Below are 16,806 nucleotides of genomic sequence, written 5' to 3'. Positions count from 1 at the left end.
GCCGGCACAGAGGTCATGTGCCGGCATGACCGAGCCTGCCGCACCCGCCAAACCGCCTCTGCAAATCCTGCTGTGCTCGCCGCGTGGCTTCTGCGCCGGCGTCACGCGGGCGATCGATGTCGTGGAGACCGCGCTCAAGCGTTTCGGGCCGCCGGTCTATGTCCGCCACGAGATCGTCCACAACCGCTTCGTGGTCGAGAGCCTCAAGGCCAAGGGCGCGGTGTTCGTCAAGGAACTGGACGAGGTGCCCGACACCGCGGCGCCGGTGATCTTCTCGGCCCATGGCGTGCCCAAGACCGTGAGCGAGGCCGCCGCCAGCCGCAAGCTGACCACGCTCGACGCCACCTGCCCGCTGGTGACCAAGGTGCACCGCGAGGCGGAGATCCATTTCAAGCGCGGCCGCCACGTCATCCTGGTCGGCCACGCCGGCCACCCCGAGGTGGTCGGCACCATGGGCCAACTCCCTGATGGGGCCGTGACCCTGGTCGAGACGGTGGACGACATCGAGGCGTTCGAGCCGCCGGCCGGCAAGGAGCTTGCCTTCGTCACCCAGACCACGCTGTCGGTCGACGACACCCGCGACGCCATCGCCACGCTCAAGCGCCGCTTCCCGGCCATCTCCGGCCCCCACATCGAGGACATCTGCTACGCCACCACCAACCGTCAGGAGGCGGTGAAGCAGGTGGCGCCGCAGGTCGAGGCCATGGTGGTGGTCGGCGCGCCGAACTCGTCGAACTCGCAGCGCCTGCGCGAAGCCGCCGAGCGGCTGGGCTGCAAGGTCGCCGTGCTGGTGCAGCGCGCCAGCGACCTCGACTGGAGCCGGTTCGAGGGCGTCTCCCGCATCGGCCTCACCGCCGGAGCCTCGGCGCCGGACGTGCTGATCGAGGAGATCATGGAGGCCTTCGCCGAGCGCTTCGCGATCACGGTCGAGACGGTGACCACCGTCAAGGAAGACATGTTCTTCCCGCTGCCGCGCGAGCTGCGCCCGGACGCGGCCTGACCGTTTCCGGGATCCTGAAGCGATACTCCGGAAACCGTGGGAAGGCGCGGCCTCTTCTTCCCTCTCCCCTTGCGGGAGAGGGTGCCGAGCGATCAAGGATCGCGAGGCGGGTGAGGGGTGAGGTTGGGCGAGATTGAAGCGACCCCTCACACGGCTCGATCTCGCTGGAGCATTTTCCGCAAAAGTGGAAACCGCACGAACTCTGGCGGATACGCAATGGCTGTCTATACCGAGGTCGGAACCGAAGAGCTTTCGGCGTTCCTCGACCATTACGATCTTGGCGAGCTTCTGTCCTGCAAGGGCATCGCCGAGGGGGTGGAGAATTCCAACTTCCTGATCCACACCGCCGCCGGGCACTACATCCTGACGCTCTATGAGAAGCGGGTGGACCCGGCCGACCTGCCGTTTTTCCTCGCGCTGATGGAGCACCTCGCCGGCCGCGGCCTCATCTGCCCGCTGCCGGTGAAGACCCGCGCCGGCACCGCGCTCGGCACGCTGGCCGGGCGGCCGGCGGCCATCGTCACCTTTCTCGACGGCATGTCGGTGCGCCAGCCCGCCGTCACCCATTGCGCCGAGGTCGGCGAGGCGCTGGCCCGGCTGCACCTTGCCGGCGCCGATTTCGCGCGTCAGCGCGCCAACGCGCTGTCGGTCGCGGGCTGGCGGCCGCTCGCCAAGCGCGCCGGCCACCGCGCCGACACCGTGGCGCCGGGGCTTGCCGCCCTCATCGAGGAGGAGCTCGCCGTGGTCGAGGCGAGCTGGCCCAACGGGCTTCCCGAAGGCGTCATCCACGCCGACCTGTTTCCGGACAATGTGTTCTTCCTCGGCAACCGGCTCTCCGGGCTGATCGACTTCTACTTCGCCTGCACCGACACGCTGGCCTATGACATCGCGGTGTGCCTCAACGCCTGGTGCTTCGAGCCCGACGGCTCGTTCAACGTCACCAAGGGCCGGGCGCTGCTGCAGCGCTACGAGGCCGTGCGGCCGCTGTCGGAGGCCGAGCGGGCGGCGCTGCCGCTGCTCTGCCGCGGCGCGGCCCTGCGCTTCCTGCTCACCCGCCTCGTCGACTGGCTGAACGTGCCGCCGGGCGCCCTGGTGCGGCCGAAGAACCCGATCGAGTACCTGAAGAAGCTGCGCTTCCACCGCTACGCCTCCTCGGCGCGCGACTACGGGCTCGCGGCATGAGCGAGGATGCGACCGGTATGGCGGCCGGCAAGGCGCCGAAGCGCGTCGAGGTGTGGACCGACGGCGCCTGCTCCGGCAATCCCGGGCCCGGCGGCTGGGGCGCCATCCTGGCCTGCGACGGCGTCGAGAAGGAGTTCAGCGGCGGCGAGGCCTTCACCACCAACAACCGCATGGAGCTGCTGGCGGCGATCTCGGCGCTGGAGGCGCTGAAGCGGCCGTGCGTGGTCGACCTGCACACCGACAGCCAATATCTGCGCCAGGGCATCACCGAGTGGATCGCCGGCTGGAAGCGCAAGGGCTGGCGCACCGCCTCCGGCTCGCCGGTCAAGAATGTCGATCTGTGGCAGCGGCTCGACGCCGCCCGCACCGCCCACACCGTGCGCTGGCATTGGGTGCGCGGCCACGCCGGCCACCCCGAGAACGAGCGCGCCGACGAACTCGCCCGCGCCGGCATGGCGCCGTTCCTGAAGGGACGGCGCGGCGGCTGAGCTGTGCGGAGCCTTGGAGGAGCTGTCGTCCCGGGCAAGCAGCGTCAGCCGCGCGACCCGGGACCGTTCTCCGGAAGGGGTGTTCTTTTCCGGATCACGATCCCGGCTCGGCGCTACGCGCCGTCCGGGATGACGAAACACAAAAAAGCGATCCCGGGTCTCGTTACGCTCGGCCGGGATGACAACACAATTTATGGCCACTCACCGCTCGGCGGTGCGCGCCGCCTTGCGGATGTACATCGCCCGGTCGGCCCGCGCCTCGGCGACGGCCGGCGTGTCGTCGCCGCTCAGCATGGTCACCCCCACCGAGGCGCCAAGCTCGCCCGCCGTGTCCGGCAGGGCGGCGATCATCTCCTCGATGCGGCGGGCCTTGCGCTCGGCGTCCTCGGCCGAGATGTTCCACAGGATCAGCGCGAACTCGTCGCCGCCCAGCCGCGCCGCCCGGTCGGAGGCGCGCACATGGTCGCCGAGGCACTCGGCCACCGACCGCAGCACGGCGTCGCCGGCGGCGTGGCCGCGCCGGTCATTGATGCCCTTGAAGCCGTCGAGGTCGATATAGAGCAGCGCCGCCGTCGCGCCGTAGCGCTGGATGTAGGACAGCGTGCGGACCATTTCCCGCTCGAAACCGCGGCGGTTGGCGAGGCCGGTCAGCGGGTCTTCCTCGGCGCGGGCGGCAAGCTGGTCGGACTCGGCGCGGGCCGCCGCCAGTTCCGCCTCCAGCCGCTCGACCTCGGCCACGAGCTGCATCAGCATCGTGCGGGTCGGCAGCGGCAATTGGGTGGCGTCCGGCAAATCCGGTACCGCACGGCGGGTGTCGATATCCCGGCGGGGGATGGTGATCTCCTGACGCTGTTCGCCTTTGCCGTCCATGACACACTCCCAGTCCAAAGAGAGTGTAGCCCGTCAAAATGATTTCGTCGCCTTGTCGCGACGCCGCGGATACCTATAAATTGCGCCTCTTCCGATCCGGATTCTCCAAAAAAAGACCCGACATGACCGCGCCGCCCGTTGCCATCATCATGGGCAGCCAATCCGATTGGGACACCATGCGGCACGCTGCCGAGACGCTGGATGCGCTCGAAGTGCCGTTCGATGCCCGTATCGTATCGGCCCACCGCACGCCCGAGCGGCTCTATGCCTTCGCCAGGGGCGCCAAGGATCACGGCTTCAAGGTGATCATCGCCGGTGCCGGCGGTGCCGCCCACCTGCCGGGCATGACGGCGGCGCTGACGCCGCTGCCGGTGCTCGGCGTGCCGATGGAGAGCCACGCGCTGCGCGGGGTGGACAGCCTGCACTCGATCGTCCAGATGCCGGCCGGCATCCCGGTCGGCACGCTGGCCATCGGCAAGGCCGGCGCCATCAATGCCGCGCTGCTGGCGGCCGCCATCCTGGCGCTGTCGGATGCGGCGATCGCCGGGCGGCTCGCGGCGTGGCGGGCGCGACAGACCGCGGCCGTGGCCGAGCAGCCCATCTCCCCGGCATGAGCGGACCCGGCATGCCCCCCCTGCCCGCGCCCGGCGTCTCGCCCGGCGTCCGGCTCGGCATCCTCGGCGGCGGCCAGCTCGGCCGCATGCTGGCGCTTGCCGCCGCCCGCCTCGGCATCCCCTGCCACGTCTATGCCGACCGGCCGGACAGCCCGGCCTTCGAGGTGGTGCGCGACACCACCTGCGCCGACTATGCCGACGAGGCGGCGCTCGCCCGCTTCGCCCAGTCGGTCGATATCGTCACCTACGAATTCGAGAACATCCCCGATTCCGCGGTGGCGCTGCTTGAGCGGCTGCGGCCGGTGCTGCCCGGCGTCCGCGCGCTGGCCACCACCCAGGACCGGCTGAGCGAGAAGCGTTTCGTGCGTGGGCTCGGCCTTGCCACCGCCGAATTCGCCGAGGTCTCCTCGCGCGCCGACCTCGAGGCGGCGGTCGCCGCCATCGGCCGCCCGGCGATCCTCAAGACCCGCCGCCTCGGCTATGACGGCAAGGGTCAGGCGGCGATCCGTGCGGGCACCGACCTCGACGCGGCGTGGCGGGCGGTGGGCATGGCGCCCTCGATCCTGGAGGCCTTCGTGCCGTTCGAGCGCGAGGCCTCGGTAGTGGCGGCGCGCGGCGCCGACGGCACGGTGCGGCCCTTCGACCTCACCGAGAACGTCCACCGCGACCACATCCTCCACACCTCCACCGTGCCGGCCGACGTGCCGGCGGCGGTGGCCGAGGAGGCGATGGCGATCGCCGCGGCGATCGGCGCGGGGCTCGACTTCGTCGGCGTGTTTGCGGTCGAGCTGTTCGTGCTGCCACAGGGGGCGGAATCGCGCCTCGTCGTCAACGAGATCGCCCCGCGGGTGCACAATTCCGGCCACTGGACGCTCGACGGCTGCACCGTGTCGCAGTTCGAGCAGCACGTGCGCGCGGTGTGCGGCCTGCCGCTGGCGAGCCCGCGCCGGCTCGGCCGGGTGGTGATGACCAATCTGATCGGCGCCGAGGTCGAGAGCTGGCGCGAGCTGCTGGCCGAGCCCGGCGCCGCGCTGCACCTTTACGGCAAGGCCGAGGCCCGCCCCGGCCGAAAAATGGGCCACGTCACAAGGCTGGACCCGCTTTCCTGATGTGACCGAAGGGCAAGACACCCCCAGGTTTTGCTCGGTTGCAGCATTGTCGCCGTCCGGTCCAAACCCGGGCGCGACGCACGGGCGCGAGACTTTTGGCGCAACCCTGAAATTTCAACGCCGAAACGGATCGCCATTCGACTGACGATAATCGCAGCGCTCCGTTAAATTTGAACCGGCTCGCTGGATTCCGCCCGGATATACCTACGATCCACGAAGCCTTTTCAGTCCGCCTCCAGAGTTTTTACCAGATTTCCTGACGCAGATCGCCGGACCCGCGCATGGCTGCCGGCGGGAAAGCTTGGCGTGTCGTCCATTCGTTAAAAAAGTGACACCCGGCTGCATAAAATTACGCGTGTATTGATGCAATCTCCCGCACGCAGAACGGGCATCCGGGATCGACCGGACCTCAGGGCGGGAGCGAAGTATCCAGCAGGCGCGGGGCGGTTCAATGACCACGAAAATTGAAGATCAAAACGGCCTCGAAGCCAGTGAATCCCCCCGAACCATCACCGAGGCCAGGATTCCTGGACTAACCTACCGTGAGAGTTATTGGCAGAACATTCTGGCCACGGCATCGGAAGCACATGTTCCGCTTCCCTCGGCGACTCCAATAACCCTTTCCTTCATTACCATCATAGAGCTCCCCATGGGCAATACCGGCAACGACACCATTGACGGCACCGACGGCAACGACCTGATCCTGGCCGGCGACGGCAACGACACCGTCTCCGGCGGCACCGGCGACGACCGCATCAGCGGCGGCACCGGCAACGACACGATCGACGGCGGCAGCGGCAACGACCTGATCCTGGCCGATGACGGCAACGACACCGTCACCGGCGGCACCGGCGACGACCGCATCAGCGGCGGCGCCGGCATCGACGCGATCGATGGCGGCAGCGGCGACGACGCGCTCGAGGGCGCCGCCGGCAACGACACCATCGACGGCGGCGACGGCAACGACCTGATCGTCGCCGGCGACGGCAACGACACCGCCATCGGCGGCACCGGCGACGACCGCATCAGCGGCGGCGCCGGCAATGACCAGATCGACGGCGGCAGCGGCGACGACGCGCTCGAGGGCGCCGCCGGCAACGACACAATCGACGGCGGCGACGGCAACGACCTGATCGTGGCCGGCGACGGCAACGACACCGTCACCGGCGGCACCGGCAACGACCGCATCGGCGGCGGCACCGGCAACGACACCATCGACGGCGGCGACGGCGACGACAGGATCGACGGCGGCGACGGCAGCGACACGATCGCGGGCGGCAATGGCAACGACCTGATCCTGGCCGGCACCGGCAGCGACGATGTCTCGGGCGGCCATGGCGACGACACCATCGACGGCGGTAGCGGCGATGACGTTCTGGCCGGCGATGAGGGCAACGACATCCTCAGCGGCGGCGCCGGCGACGACATCCTGACCGGCGGCGGCGGCCGCGACACGTTCGTGTTCATGGCGTGGAGCGGCGACGACGTGGTCACCGACTTCGTCCTCGGCGGGCCGGAGCACGACATCGTGCTGGTGTCGCACGTCGTGTTCCAGGATCTGGCGTCGCTGCTGGCAGCGGCCGAGCAGGTCGGCAGCGACGCGGTCTTCCACCACGCCGCCTCCGACACCTCGCTGACGCTGGCCAATGTCGACCTGGGCGCGCTGAAGGCGGAGCACTTCGCCCTGTTCTGAGCAGGCCACCCCGACGCCGCATGGCCGGGCTTCGGCCCGGCCGTGCGGATCATTTCAGTCCGCCCGCGCCTGCTCCGCTGTGCTGGTGGTCACCCGGCCAGCACCGTGCGCTCCAGCGTGTCGATGACCGCGCCGCCATGGCGCAGGCCGCGCCGCTCCAGCTCGATCCGCCACAGGGTTCGTGCAGCCCCGCCATCGGCGATGACGAACCGGTTCCAGCCGGCGGGGTGCGCGGAGACCGGCCCGGCCGAGGCCGAGGGCACGCCGATCACCGGGATCGGTCCATGCGGCCCGTCGACGGCGTGGCGGGCCGGCACGTGGGTGTGGCCGTGGAGCACCAGCTCGGCGCCGGTGCGCGCCAGCACCGCCCGCACCGCCTGCCCGTCGATCAGCCGCTTCTGGAAATCGAACCGGCCGACCGGCGGATGATGGATCAGCACGATGCGGCAAGCCCCCGCCCGGCCCAGCGCGTCGAGCGCCTCGGCGAGCGCTTCGATCTGCTGCGGCCCGAGCCGGCCGGTGGCCAGGAACGGCGCGGTCGGCACCGCGCTCGACACGCCCACCAGCGCCACCGCGCCGCGCCGGCGCACATAGGGAAAGCCGGCCTCGCCGCGATCGCCGGTCATGTAGTCGCCCCAATGCAGCCGGGCGAGACCGGCGGTGCGGGCGACATAGGCGTCGTGATTGCCGGGCACCACCGAGACCCGGTCCGGCAAACCGAGACCGGCGAGCCAGTCGGCGGCCGGCGCAAACTCGGCCGCCAGCGCGATATTGACCAGATCGCCGGTCACCGCGACATGGTCAGGCTGGTGGCGGGCGATGTCGGCCTCGATCAGCCGCAGCGTGCCGGCGGTGTGGCGCCGGGCGCGGCCGCGCTGCCAGTTGAGCCAGCCGAGCAGGCGCTTTCCCGCCAGTTCGCGGCGGCGGGCCGGCGGCAGCGGCCCGAGATGCGGGTCCGACAGATGGGCGAGGGTGAACAGCGTCGTCTCCGAATTGGGCGCGTCGGGCCGGTGGGGCTTGGTACGGTCACCCGGCCACCGGTTCTCCACCATCCGGAACCCCGGCGCCGGCCGCGCCGCTTATAGGATGGACCGGTGGCCACGCACAGAGCCCATGGCGAGGCGACGCGGACCGCAACTCGCCACAACGAGAAGGTGGCCATCGACCGCCGCCTCGCCTATACCCCCGGCAGGGTTGCAGAGCCGTTGAATCGACCAGGGAGCGGGGCGTTGCGCAGTCGGATCGTGCACCGGATGTTTCACACCTATTGGCGGTTCCAGCGCGGCATGACGCTTGGGGTGCGCGGGCTGGTGCTCGATGGCGGCCGGGTCTTCTTGATCCGCCACACCTATGTGCCGGGCTGGCAGCTTCCGGGCGGCGGCGTCGAGGTCGGCGAGACGCTGCTCGAGGCGCTCGGCCGCGAACTGGCCGAGGAGGGCAATATCAGCCTCTCCGCGCCGCCGCGGCTGCACGGGGTGTTCTACAATCCCACCGCCTCGACCCGCGACCATGTCGCGCTGTTCGTGGCCGAGCACTACGCCCAGCCCGCTCTGCCCGCCGCCAATCACGAGATCGCCGCCTGCGGCTGGTTCGCAGCCGACGCGCTGCCGGAAGAAACGACGCCGGGCACCCGGCGCCGGATCGGCGAGGTGCTGTCGGGGACGGCGCCATCGCCGCGCTGGTGAGGCGGCCGCCGGCAAAACCGGGACCGGGGGACCACATCATGATCCCCCGGAACTGCATCATGAAAAGCGGCGCTCCGGCCCTGCGGGCCGGAAACCGCATCACTTCATCGAGCCGGTCTCGATGAAGCGCTGGTGCCAGGACAGCGATTCCGTCAGCAGCGCCGGCGCATGCTGGCCGTAGCTGTGTTCCCGGGCGCGCTTGAAATAGTCGGCCAGCGCCGGGCGGTAGTCCGGATGCGCGCACTTGGCGATGATCGTCTCGGCGCGCTGCTTGGGCGACAGGCCGCGCAGATCCGCCAGGCCGTATTCGGTGACGATCACCTGGACGTCCTGGTTGATGTGGTCGACATGGCTGCACTGCGGCACGATGGCCGAGATCTTGCCGCCCTTGGCGGTCGACGGCGTCATGAAGATCGACACATAGGCGTTGCGGGCGAAGTCGCCCGAGCCGCCGATGCCGTTCTGGATGCGCGAGCCCATGACGTGCGTCGAATTGACGTTGCCGTAGATGTCGGCCTCGATCAGCCCGTTCATGGCGATGCAGCCGAGGCGGCGGATCACCTCGGGGTGGTTGGAGATCTCCTGCGGCCGCAGGATGATCTTGTTGCGGAAGCGCTCCAGATTGGCGTTGAGCTTCTCGGCCGCGTCAGGGCTCAGCGAGAAGGCGGTGGCCGAGGCCATGCGCAGCTTGCCGGTCTCCAGCAGGTCGAGCATGCCGTCCTGCACCACCTCGGTGTAGGAGGTCATGTTCTCGAACGGCGCGTCGAGCAGGCCCTTCAGCACCGCATTGGGAATGTTGCCGACGCCCGACTGCAGCGGCAGCAGCTCGTGCGGCAGGCGGCCCTTCTTCACCTCGTGCTGCAGGAACTCGATGATGTGGCCGGCGATCGCGTAGGCCACCTCGTCGGGCTGCGAGAACGGCAGGTTGCGGTCGGGCGCGTGGGTCTCGACGATGGCGACGATCTTGTCGGGGTCGACGCGCAGCGTCGGCTGGCCGATGCGGCCGTCCGGCCGGATCAGCGGGATCGGCGAGCGGTGCGGCGGCAGCGCCGTGCCGTAATAGATGTCGTGCATGCCCTCGAGCGCGGCGTTCTGCCAGGAGTTGACCTCCAGGATGACCTTGCTCGCCCGCTCCAGCCACGTCTTGTTGTTGCCGACCGAGGTCGAGGGCACCAGCGAGCCGTCGGGGCGGATCGCGGTGATCTCGACCACCGCGGTGTCCAGCGGCCCGAGGAAGCCCTGCCACGCCACCGGCGCGACCTGGCTCAGGTGCATGTCGAAATATTCCATCTGGCCGCGGTTGATCTTGTCGCGGACGGTGGGATCGGAATTGTACGGCAGGCGGAACTCGATGGCGTCGACCTTGGCCAGCGCGCCGTCGAGCTCGGGGCCGGTGGAGGCGCCGGTCCACACCCGCACCCGGAACGGCCGGCCGGCATCGTGCTCGGCGTCGATGCGGGTGGCCAGCGCCACCGGCACCGCCTTGGGATAGCCAGAGCCGGTGAAGCCGCTCATGCCCACGGTCGTGCCGGATTCGATGAATCTGGCCGCGTCGTCGGCGCTCATCACCTTGGAGCGCAGACGGTTGCAAGCAATTCTATTTGAGTCCGTCAAATTACCCTCCGTCAAGCGGTGGCATTTCAGCCCGTTTTCGTTGTCACGCATTTACTTCACCGCGACGCGTTGCGGGAGGGGGAAATAGACAAAAGGCATAATACTTGCGGATAAAGTAAGCGGTATTTGAAGGCGCATTCGTTGCGCGCGGATTTATTTTCGGCAATCATGCGTGGCGGTAGGCGGCTGCGGCCAACCAATCTCGCCGGCAGATTGCGGCCGGCGCCCGCGGCCTGCGGCGTTTCGCCATGATCTCTCCATCATGGCCGTGCTATAGGCGCCGGATGCAGGTGTGTCAGGTAACTGTTCTGGCGTTGGCCCTCGCCGCGGGGGCAACCGGATCCGCAGCCGCGCAAAGCGCGGCCAGCAATGCCCCCGCGCAAGGCGGGCCCAACATCGAGATCGTGCCACCATTGCCCTTGCACAAGGCGGTGTTCGCGTTCGCGACGCTGCCGGTGGAGACCGGCCTGCCCGGCGGCCTCGCCGCGGCCGGCGTGCTGCCGCTGCCGCCCCAGCACGCGCTGTCGCCCTGGTCGATCGCCGCCGCCCCGCCTGCGCTCGCGACGGCCGCGGCGCCGACCCAAGAGGCGGCGCCCAAAACCGCCCTGCTCCCAAAAACTGCGCTCGCCGCCATCGCCGCGGTGGCGCCGCTTCCCCGGCCGCGCCCGGCGCTGCCGCAGGCGGGCCTCGCGCTGGCCTCGATCGGCGACCAGCCGGCCGCCTCCCTGCGCGGCCGCGCGGCGGACGTTGCGACCGGCACAAGCTGCCGCAACGTGTTCGCGCTGGGCTATGCGGAGGCCAAGGCGATCGCGCCGGTGAAGGGCTCCGGCGCCTGCGGCACCGGCGAGGCGGTGGAACTGTCGGCGGTGACGCTGGCCGACGGCTCGCGCGTCGCCATCGAGCCGGCGGCGACGCTCAACTGCCGCATGGCCGAGGGGCTGGCGCGCTGGGTGCGCGAGGATCTGGCGCCGAGCGCGACGCGCATCGGCCAGCCGTTCAAGGCGCTGAAGAATTTCGCGAGCTATGACTGCCGCGGCCGCAACCGCAATCCCTATGCGATGATGAGCGAGCACGGCCGCGCCAATGCCATCGACATCCGCGGCTTCGAGAGCACCGATGGCCGCTGGCGCTTCATCGACAGCCCGGACATGCCCAAGGCCCTGATGGCCGAGATGAAGCGCGGCGCCTGCGAACGCTTCATGACCGTGCTCGGCCCAGGCTCGGACGGCTACCACGAGAACCACATCCACGTCGATCTCGCCGAGCGCGCCAATGGCCGCAAGCTGTGCGGCTGGAAGATGGACGAGCCTCTGGTGGCGCAGGGCGCCCCGAAGGCGGCGCCGAAGGATGCGGCGAAGGAGGCGGCGAAGGAGGCGGCAACGCCCTCGCCCCGCCTCGCCACCGCCCGCGCGCCGCTTGCGCCGGTCAAGCCGCGCCCGCCCGCGCCGGCCTCCGATCTCCGCCCGGCCGGCACCCAGAAGACCGATGAGCCGCCGGCCGATGAGATGCCCGCCGCCGCCATGCCCGACGCCCCCGAGCGGATCGGCTTCGCCGGCTCGGAGTGAGGGGCCCGCGACCATAAGCATCAGACACGGCGCGATCGCATCGCGCCGCACGCCAGCCGCGATGCTGGCGCAGGGCCACGGGCTTGGTGGCGCAGGGGTCCGCGGGTACAAGTGCGCTTCGCTTTTCCCCGCCGCCGGAGACCTTGATGCTCACCAATCTGCAGACCCGCGACGTCGAGACCCTGGTCCACCCCTACACCAATCTCGCTGCGCTGCGCGAAACGGGACCGCTGGTGCTCGAGCGCGCCAAGGGCATCCATGTCTACGACGTCGACGGCAAGCCCTATATCGAGGGCCTGTCCGGCCTGTGGTGCACGGCGCTCGGCTACGGCAACGAGGAGGTGGTCGAGGCCGCCGCCAGCCAGATGCGCAAGCTGTCCTTCACCCATCTGTTCGGCGGCAAGAGCCACGATCCGGCGATCGAGTTGGCCGAGAAGCTGAAGGAGATGGCGCCGGTGCCGATCTCCAAGGTGTTCTTTGCCGGCTCGGGCTCGGAGGCCAACGACAGCCAGATCAAGCTGGTCTGGTACATGAACAACGCGCTCGGCCGGCCGCAGAAGAAGAAGATCATCTCGCGCCAGCGCGCCTATCACGGCGTCACCATCGCCTCGGGCTCGCTCACCGGCCTGCCGGCCAACCACACCGATTTCGACCTGCCGATCGCCGGCATCTTCCACACCGCCGCCCCCTATTATTACCGCAACGCCGAGCCCGGCGAGAGCGAGGACGACTTCGCCACCCGCCTCGCCGCCGAGCTGGAGGCGCTGATCCTGCGCGAGGGGCCGGAGACGGTCGCCGCCTTCATCGCCGAGCCGATCATGGGCGCGGGCGGGGTGATCGTGCCGCCCAAGAGCTATTTTCCGAAGATCATGGACGTCTGCCGCAAATACGACGTCTACATGATCGCCGACGAGGTGATCTGCGCCTTCGGCCGGCTTGGCGCGGCGTTCGGCGCGCCGGTGCTGGGCTATCTGCCCGACGCCATCTCGGTGGCCAAGGCGCTGTCCTCGGCCTATTTCCCGATCGCCGCGGTGATGGTGCCCGAGATCATGCATCAGGCGCTGCTGGATGAGAGCCGCAAGATCGGCTCGTTCGGCCACGGCTTCACCTATTCCGGCCACCCGGTCGGCGCCGCGGTGGCGCTGAAGGTGCTGGAGATCTACCAGCGCGACCGGATCTTCGAGCAGGCCGCCGCCAAGGCGCCGCAGTTCCAGGCGCGCCTCAAGGCGTTCGCCGATCACCCGCTGGTCGGCGAGGTGCGCGGGATGGGCCTGATCGGCGCGGTCGAGATGGTGGCCGACAAGGCGACCAAGCGCGCCTTCGATCCCAAGAAGGGGGTCGGCCCGAAGGCGATGGCGTTCGCCCAGGAGGAAGGCGTGCTGATCCGCTCGCTCGGCGACTCGATGGCGGTCTGCCCGCCGCTGATCATCACGCCCGAGGAGATCGACGATCTGTTCGACCGGCTCGGCCGCACGCTCGACCGCACGCTCGACTGGGCGAAGCGCGAGAACCTGCTGGCCGCATGAGGTCCGGCCGCAGGAGTTCTCCAGCATGAGCATGGTCTCGCGCCGCACGGCCCTGAAGGGTCTGGTGGGACTCCTCGGCGCGAGCTTCGCCACCGCCGCCTATGGCATGTGGATCGAGCCGGCGTGGCGGCTCGACGTCACCGAATACCGCATCACGCCGCCGCGCTGGCCGCACGGCCTGACCATGCGGGTGGCGCTGATCGCCGACCTGCATGCCGGCGCTCCCTTCATGCCGATCGGCCGCGTGGCCGAGATCGTGGCGCGCACCAATGCGCTCAAGCCGGACCTGATCCTGCTGCTCGGCGACTACCGCGCCGACCACCCCTTCCTCACTCGCCGCATCGAGCCGGCCGAGACCTTCGCGCAGCTTGCCCGCCTCGCCGCGCCGCTCGGCGTCTACGGCATTCTCGGCAATCATGACTACTGGCACGGCGTCGAGCCGTTCCGCGCCGCCTTCGCCGAAACCGGCATTCCGCTGCTGGAGAACGGCGTGGTGCCGCTGGCGACGCCGCAGGGGCCGGTGCACCTGATCGGCACCGCCTCGATGATCGCGGTGCCGATCGGCTGGCGCCGCTTCCGCGGTTTCGACGACCTGCCCGGCACGCTGGCCCGGGTGCCGGACGGCGCGCCGGTGATCCTCGCCGCCCACGAGCCGGATCTGTTCGTCAAGGTACCGGAGCGCGTGTCCATCACCCTGTCGGGCCACACCCATGGCGGGCAGGTGCGGCTGTTCGGCTATTCGCCGCAGGTGCCCTCGAGCTACCGCAACCGCTTCGCCTATGGCCACGTGGTGGAGGACGGCCGCCACCTTCTGGTGTCCGGCGGGCTCGGGGTGTCGATGCTGCCGGTCCGGCTTGGCATGCCGCCGGAAATCGTGCTGCTGACGCTGGGGTGAGAGACCCGACGGGCGCGCTGCGCGGCCGCCGGCAGATCTCGTCAGATCACGATCACCTTCGCGCCGACCGGCGTGCGGTTGAAGAGGTCGATCACGTCGGCGTTCAGCATGCGGATGCAGCCCGAGGACACCGCCGAACCGATCAACTCGGGCTCGTTGGTGCCGTGGATGCGGAACAGCGTGTCCTTGCCGCCCTCGTAGAGGTAGAGCGCGCGGGCGCCGAGCGGATTGTCGGCCGAGCCCGGCATGTGGCTCGGCAGGCTGAAGCCGGCTTGGCGCATGCGGCTGTGGATGCCTTCGGTCGGCGTCCAGCCCGGCCACTGCTCCTTGCGGCCGACCTTGGCGACGCCCGACCACGCGAACGCCTCCTTGCCGACGGCGACACCGTAGCGGATGGCCTTGCCCTCCGGCAGCACGAAATAGAGCCAGCGATTCTGGGTGTCGACGACGATGGTGCCGGGGTTCTCGCGCGTCGGATCGGTGACGATCTGGCGCAGATGATCCGGCTCCGGCAGCACATTGGTGAAGGACTGCTTGGCGAATTCCTGCCGGTCGCGCGCGGTGAACGCGCTCTCGGGCACCGGATCATACGAGACCGAATTGCACCCGGCGGCCAGCATCGCCGCCAGCAACGCGCCTGCAACGCGAATCCGCATCGATCCCTCCACCTTCGGCCCGAACATGTCGTGATCACTCGACTTAACTGATTGGCGAGGGCGTTGCCAATGTCCGACAGGGGCGCAGGCGTGCGAACCATCCGGGATGTCACCCATATGCCACAGTGCGGCGGGCTGGACGGCTCCGGCCTTGCGGAACATTCTACCGCCCGGCTTCACGTCGTCTTAAGGCCGATCCGATAAGGATTCGCGCGTCGGCAAATCGCCGGCATCCCGCATCCATCCGCGGAAAATCCCATTTCACACCAAGGGTTTTCAGCGAATCCGTTTCACAGATCACCAACCAATCCCCCTCATTTCGTATGACGTGACCGTTCGCCGCGTTGCGTCGGCGGTCATACGGGCAACAATCTGCCTAGATTTGCCGCAGTTCGAGCTTAAATGATGGGCTCACGGGCTGCCAAAAAGGGGCGACGACGGTGGAGGAAGACGACATGAGTGAGAGCCAGCCAGCGGTTCAGCAACGGCCCGACCCGCTCTTGGACCAACCCAATCTCGACGAGAAGTACCGGCGTATCGGTATTTCCGCCGTGGCGGCGGCCGCGCGTTATGCCGGCCCGCTGCGCAATGACGATCACGCCCCGGCGCCGGACCGCAGCAAGCTCACCACCGACCAGATCATGCTTCTCGGCTGATCCGTCGGCCTCGGCTCGAAAAGACAATCTCGATGGCCCTGCCGCTGACCATGCGGCAGGGCTTTTCTGCTATGGCCTGCGCTGATACGAACCTCGGCTGAACGGCCGGAGCCTCGCGGTCCGGCCGCCGAGGATCCCGGTCCCGAACCGGGATTGTCGGCGGGCGTCTTGCCGCGGTCCGGAAGGATTCATCCAGAAACCGTAACAGGCGACCGATCCACGCCGGATCGAGTCGCCAGCCATCCGTCCGCCAACCTGCGAGTTTGCGCATGCTCGCCGTCTTCACGCCCAATGGCGCCTCGCTGGTCCGCTCGCAGCTCGGCAGCCAGGACACCCCGCCGGCGCTGGAGCCCGGCGCGGTCTGGCTCGATCTGATCTCCCCCACCCCCGCCGAGGCCAAGGCGGTGGAGACGCTGCTCGGCTTCGAGGTGCCGACCCGCGAGGAGATGCAGGAGATCGAGCCGTCGAGCCGGCTCTATGAGGAGAACGGCGCGCGCTACATGACGGCGACGCTGCTGTGCCAGTCGGAAACCGCCCAGCCGCGCCTGTCGCCGGTCACCTTCATCCTGCACGGCAGCAAGCTGGTAACGGTGCGTTACGACGAGCCGCGGCCGTTCGCCATTCTCGGCGCCAAGCTGGCCCGCACCTGCCCGCCGACGGTGACCGGGCTGCAGGTGTTCATGGATCTGCTGGAGGCGATCGTCGACCGCGCCGCCGACACCATGGAGCGGCTGTCGGCCGAGGTCGACAATCTGTCCGGCCGGGTGTTCGCCACCACCCGCGAGGGCACCGGCAAGATCGACTTCAAGCACATTCTGCGGGCCGTCGGCCGGCGCGGCGACCTCACCTCCAAGGCGCGCGAGGCGCTGGTGTCGATCGGCCGGCTGCTCCTGTACATGCAGAACGAGAGCGACACGCTCAAGCTGTCGAAGGACATGCGCGCCCAGATCAAGTCGATGAGCCGCGACGTCGCCTCGCTCACCGACCATGCCAGCTATCTCGGCGACAAGGTGCAGTTCCTGCTCGATGCGACGCTCGGCCTCGTCACCATCGACCAGAACAACGTCATCAAGATCTTCGCGGTGCTGTCGGTGGTGTTGATGCCGCCGACCCTGGTCGCCTCCATCTACGGCATGAACTTCAAATACATGCCGGAGCTGGATTGGCATTACGGCTACCCGCTGGCGGTCGCGGTGATGTTCCTCGCCGCCGTGCTGCCCTATCTGCTGTTCCGCTGGAAGAAGTGGCTGTAG

Annotated in this window: 16 protein-coding genes; 12 read left to right on the top strand and 4 right to left on the bottom strand. The window is 69.1% G+C overall.

The features are described 5' to 3' along the window. The first annotated feature begins 25 nt into the window (after positions 1 to 25). The 3 genes from ispH to rnhA all read left to right on the top strand — a co-directional run bounded on the left by ispH (position 26) and on the right by rnhA (position 2,670). The gene (gene ispH / locus BLTE_RS02315; protein WP_126397254.1) at positions 26 to 1,000 is read left to right on the top strand and encodes a 4-hydroxy-3-methylbut-2-enyl diphosphate reductase; all 975 of its coding nucleotides are present in this window, start codon (positions 26 to 28) and stop codon (positions 998 to 1,000) included. A 216-nt stretch (positions 1,001 to 1,216) separates the two neighbouring features. Further along, positions 1,217 to 2,182, top strand: a complete 966-nt coding sequence (locus tag BLTE_RS02310) for a homoserine kinase (protein WP_126397252.1) — start codon at positions 1,217 to 1,219, stop codon at positions 2,180 to 2,182. After that, positions 2,179 to 2,670, top strand: a complete 492-nt coding sequence (rnhA, locus tag BLTE_RS02305; RefSeq protein WP_126397250.1) for a ribonuclease HI — start codon at positions 2,179 to 2,181, stop codon at positions 2,668 to 2,670. The genes BLTE_RS02310 and rnhA overlap by 4 nt, the downstream gene beginning before the upstream one ends. 201 nt (positions 2,671 to 2,871) lie before the next feature. Here rnhA and BLTE_RS02300 read toward each other — a convergent pair whose 3' ends face one another. After that, positions 2,872 to 3,540, bottom strand: coding sequence for a GGDEF domain-containing protein (locus BLTE_RS02300; protein WP_126397248.1), 669 nt, complete (start codon positions 3,538 to 3,540; stop codon positions 2,872 to 2,874). 122 nt (positions 3,541 to 3,662) lie between these two features. Between BLTE_RS02300 and purE the strand changes: the two genes are divergently transcribed. The 3 genes from purE to BLTE_RS02285 all read left to right on the top strand — a co-directional run bounded on the left by purE (position 3,663) and on the right by BLTE_RS02285 (position 6,956). After that, complete coding sequence (gene purE / locus BLTE_RS02295; protein WP_126397246.1) at positions 3,663 to 4,154, top strand: 5-(carboxyamino)imidazole ribonucleotide mutase; 492 nt, start codon at positions 3,663 to 3,665, stop codon at positions 4,152 to 4,154. An 11-nt stretch (positions 4,155 to 4,165) separates the two neighbouring features. Then, positions 4,166 to 5,263: a 5-(carboxyamino)imidazole ribonucleotide synthase gene (locus BLTE_RS02290; RefSeq protein ID WP_126397244.1), complete on the top strand. Its 1,098-nt coding sequence runs from the start codon at positions 4,166 to 4,168 to the stop codon at positions 5,261 to 5,263. A gap of 451 nt (positions 5,264 to 5,714) precedes the next feature. Next, a complete protein-coding gene (locus BLTE_RS02285; RefSeq protein WP_126397242.1) occupies positions 5,715 to 6,956 on the top strand; it encodes a calcium-binding protein in 1,242 nt (413 codons plus the stop codon). Positions 6,957 to 7,045: 89 nt separating this feature from the next. On the opposite strand, the gene BLTE_RS02280 is transcribed toward BLTE_RS02285, so the two are convergent. Continuing rightward, on the bottom strand, positions 7,046 to 8,008 hold the full coding sequence (locus BLTE_RS02280; protein WP_244600082.1) for a metallophosphoesterase family protein: 963 nt from the start codon (positions 8,006 to 8,008) through the stop codon (positions 7,046 to 7,048). A 201-nt stretch (positions 8,009 to 8,209) separates the two neighbouring features. Here BLTE_RS02280 and BLTE_RS02275 point away from each other — a divergent pair, with 201 nt between their 5' ends. After that, positions 8,210 to 8,641 carry an NUDIX domain-containing protein gene (locus BLTE_RS02275; protein WP_126402004.1) on the top strand — a complete coding sequence of 144 codons (432 nt, stop codon included), beginning with the start codon at positions 8,210 to 8,212 and terminating at the stop codon, positions 8,639 to 8,641. Positions 8,642 to 8,740: 99 nt separating this feature from the next. On the opposite strand, the gene BLTE_RS02270 is transcribed toward BLTE_RS02275, so the two are convergent. Beyond that, positions 8,741 to 10,207 (bottom strand): succinyl-CoA:acetate CoA-transferase ScpC, encoded by a 1,467-nt coding sequence (locus BLTE_RS02270; protein ID WP_174769506.1) that lies wholly within the window; start codon positions 10,205 to 10,207, stop codon positions 8,741 to 8,743. 461 nt (positions 10,208 to 10,668) lie between these two features. On the opposite strand from BLTE_RS02270, the gene BLTE_RS02265 reads away from it, so the two are divergent. The 3 genes from BLTE_RS02265 to BLTE_RS02255 all read left to right on the top strand — a co-directional run bounded on the left by BLTE_RS02265 (position 10,669) and on the right by BLTE_RS02255 (position 14,241). Then, entirely contained in the window at positions 10,669 to 11,820 is a 1,152-nt protein-coding gene (locus BLTE_RS02265) for an extensin-like domain-containing protein (RefSeq protein ID WP_160140485.1), read from the top strand. Positions 11,821 to 11,966: 146 nt separating this feature from the next. Continuing rightward, positions 11,967 to 13,346 carry an aminotransferase gene (locus tag BLTE_RS02260; RefSeq protein ID WP_126397236.1) on the top strand — a complete coding sequence of 460 codons (1,380 nt, stop codon included), beginning with the start codon at positions 11,967 to 11,969 and terminating at the stop codon, positions 13,344 to 13,346. Positions 13,347 to 13,377: 31 nt separating this feature from the next. After that, on the top strand, positions 13,378 to 14,241 hold the full coding sequence (locus tag BLTE_RS02255; RefSeq protein WP_126402003.1) for a metallophosphoesterase: 864 nt from the start codon (positions 13,378 to 13,380) through the stop codon (positions 14,239 to 14,241). Positions 14,242 to 14,282: 41 nt separating this feature from the next. Here the strand turns inward: BLTE_RS02255 and BLTE_RS02250 are convergent, their stop codons facing one another. Continuing rightward, complete coding sequence (locus tag BLTE_RS02250; protein ID WP_126397234.1) at positions 14,283 to 14,897, bottom strand: L,D-transpeptidase; 615 nt, start codon at positions 14,895 to 14,897, stop codon at positions 14,283 to 14,285. A gap of 440 nt (positions 14,898 to 15,337) precedes the next feature. On the opposite strand from BLTE_RS02250, the gene BLTE_RS02245 reads away from it, so the two are divergent. Next, positions 15,338 to 15,553, top strand: a complete 216-nt coding sequence (locus BLTE_RS02245; RefSeq protein ID WP_126397233.1) for a hypothetical protein — start codon at positions 15,338 to 15,340, stop codon at positions 15,551 to 15,553. A gap of 269 nt (positions 15,554 to 15,822) precedes the next feature. Then, positions 15,823 to 16,806, top strand: coding sequence for a magnesium transporter CorA family protein (locus tag BLTE_RS02240; RefSeq protein WP_126397231.1), 984 nt, complete (start codon positions 15,823 to 15,825; stop codon positions 16,804 to 16,806).

The sequence above is a fragment of the Blastochloris tepida genome, from assembly GCF_003966715.1.
Lineage (GTDB): Bacteria > Pseudomonadota > Alphaproteobacteria > Rhizobiales > Xanthobacteraceae > Blastochloris > Blastochloris tepida.
This window is presented reverse-complemented; position numbering and strand designations above follow the sequence as displayed.

Coding starts and splice junctions, on each gene's coding strand:
- ispH (WP_126397254.1), top strand. CDS start 26: ATGACCGAGCCTGCCGCACCCGCCAAACCGCCTCTGCAAATCCTGCTG.
- BLTE_RS02310 (WP_126397252.1), top strand. CDS start 1,217: ATGGCTGTCTATACCGAGGTCGGAACCGAAGAGCTTTCGGCGTTCCTC.
- rnhA (WP_126397250.1), top strand. CDS start 2,179: ATGAGCGAGGATGCGACCGGTATGGCGGCCGGCAAGGCGCCGAAGCGC.
- BLTE_RS02300 (WP_126397248.1), bottom strand. CDS start 3,540: ATGGACGGCAAAGGCGAACAGCGTCAGGAGATCACCATCCCCCGCCGG.
- purE (WP_126397246.1), top strand. CDS start 3,663: ATGACCGCGCCGCCCGTTGCCATCATCATGGGCAGCCAATCCGATTGG.
- BLTE_RS02290 (WP_126397244.1), top strand. CDS start 4,166: ATGCCCCCCCTGCCCGCGCCCGGCGTCTCGCCCGGCGTCCGGCTCGGC.
- BLTE_RS02285 (WP_126397242.1), top strand. CDS start 5,715: ATGACCACGAAAATTGAAGATCAAAACGGCCTCGAAGCCAGTGAATCC.
- BLTE_RS02280 (WP_244600082.1), bottom strand. CDS start 8,008: ATGGTGGAGAACCGGTGGCCGGGTGACCGTACCAAGCCCCACCGGCCC.
- BLTE_RS02275 (WP_126402004.1), top strand. CDS start 8,210: ATGTTTCACACCTATTGGCGGTTCCAGCGCGGCATGACGCTTGGGGTG.
- BLTE_RS02270 (WP_174769506.1), bottom strand. CDS start 10,207: ATGAGCGCCGACGACGCGGCCAGATTCATCGAATCCGGCACGACCGTG.
- BLTE_RS02260 (WP_126397236.1), top strand. CDS start 11,967: ATGCTCACCAATCTGCAGACCCGCGACGTCGAGACCCTGGTCCACCCC.
- BLTE_RS02255 (WP_126402003.1), top strand. CDS start 13,378: ATGGTCTCGCGCCGCACGGCCCTGAAGGGTCTGGTGGGACTCCTCGGC.
- BLTE_RS02250 (WP_126397234.1), bottom strand. CDS start 14,897: ATGCGGATTCGCGTTGCAGGCGCGTTGCTGGCGGCGATGCTGGCCGCC.
- BLTE_RS02240 (WP_126397231.1), top strand. CDS start 15,823: ATGCTCGCCGTCTTCACGCCCAATGGCGCCTCGCTGGTCCGCTCGCAG.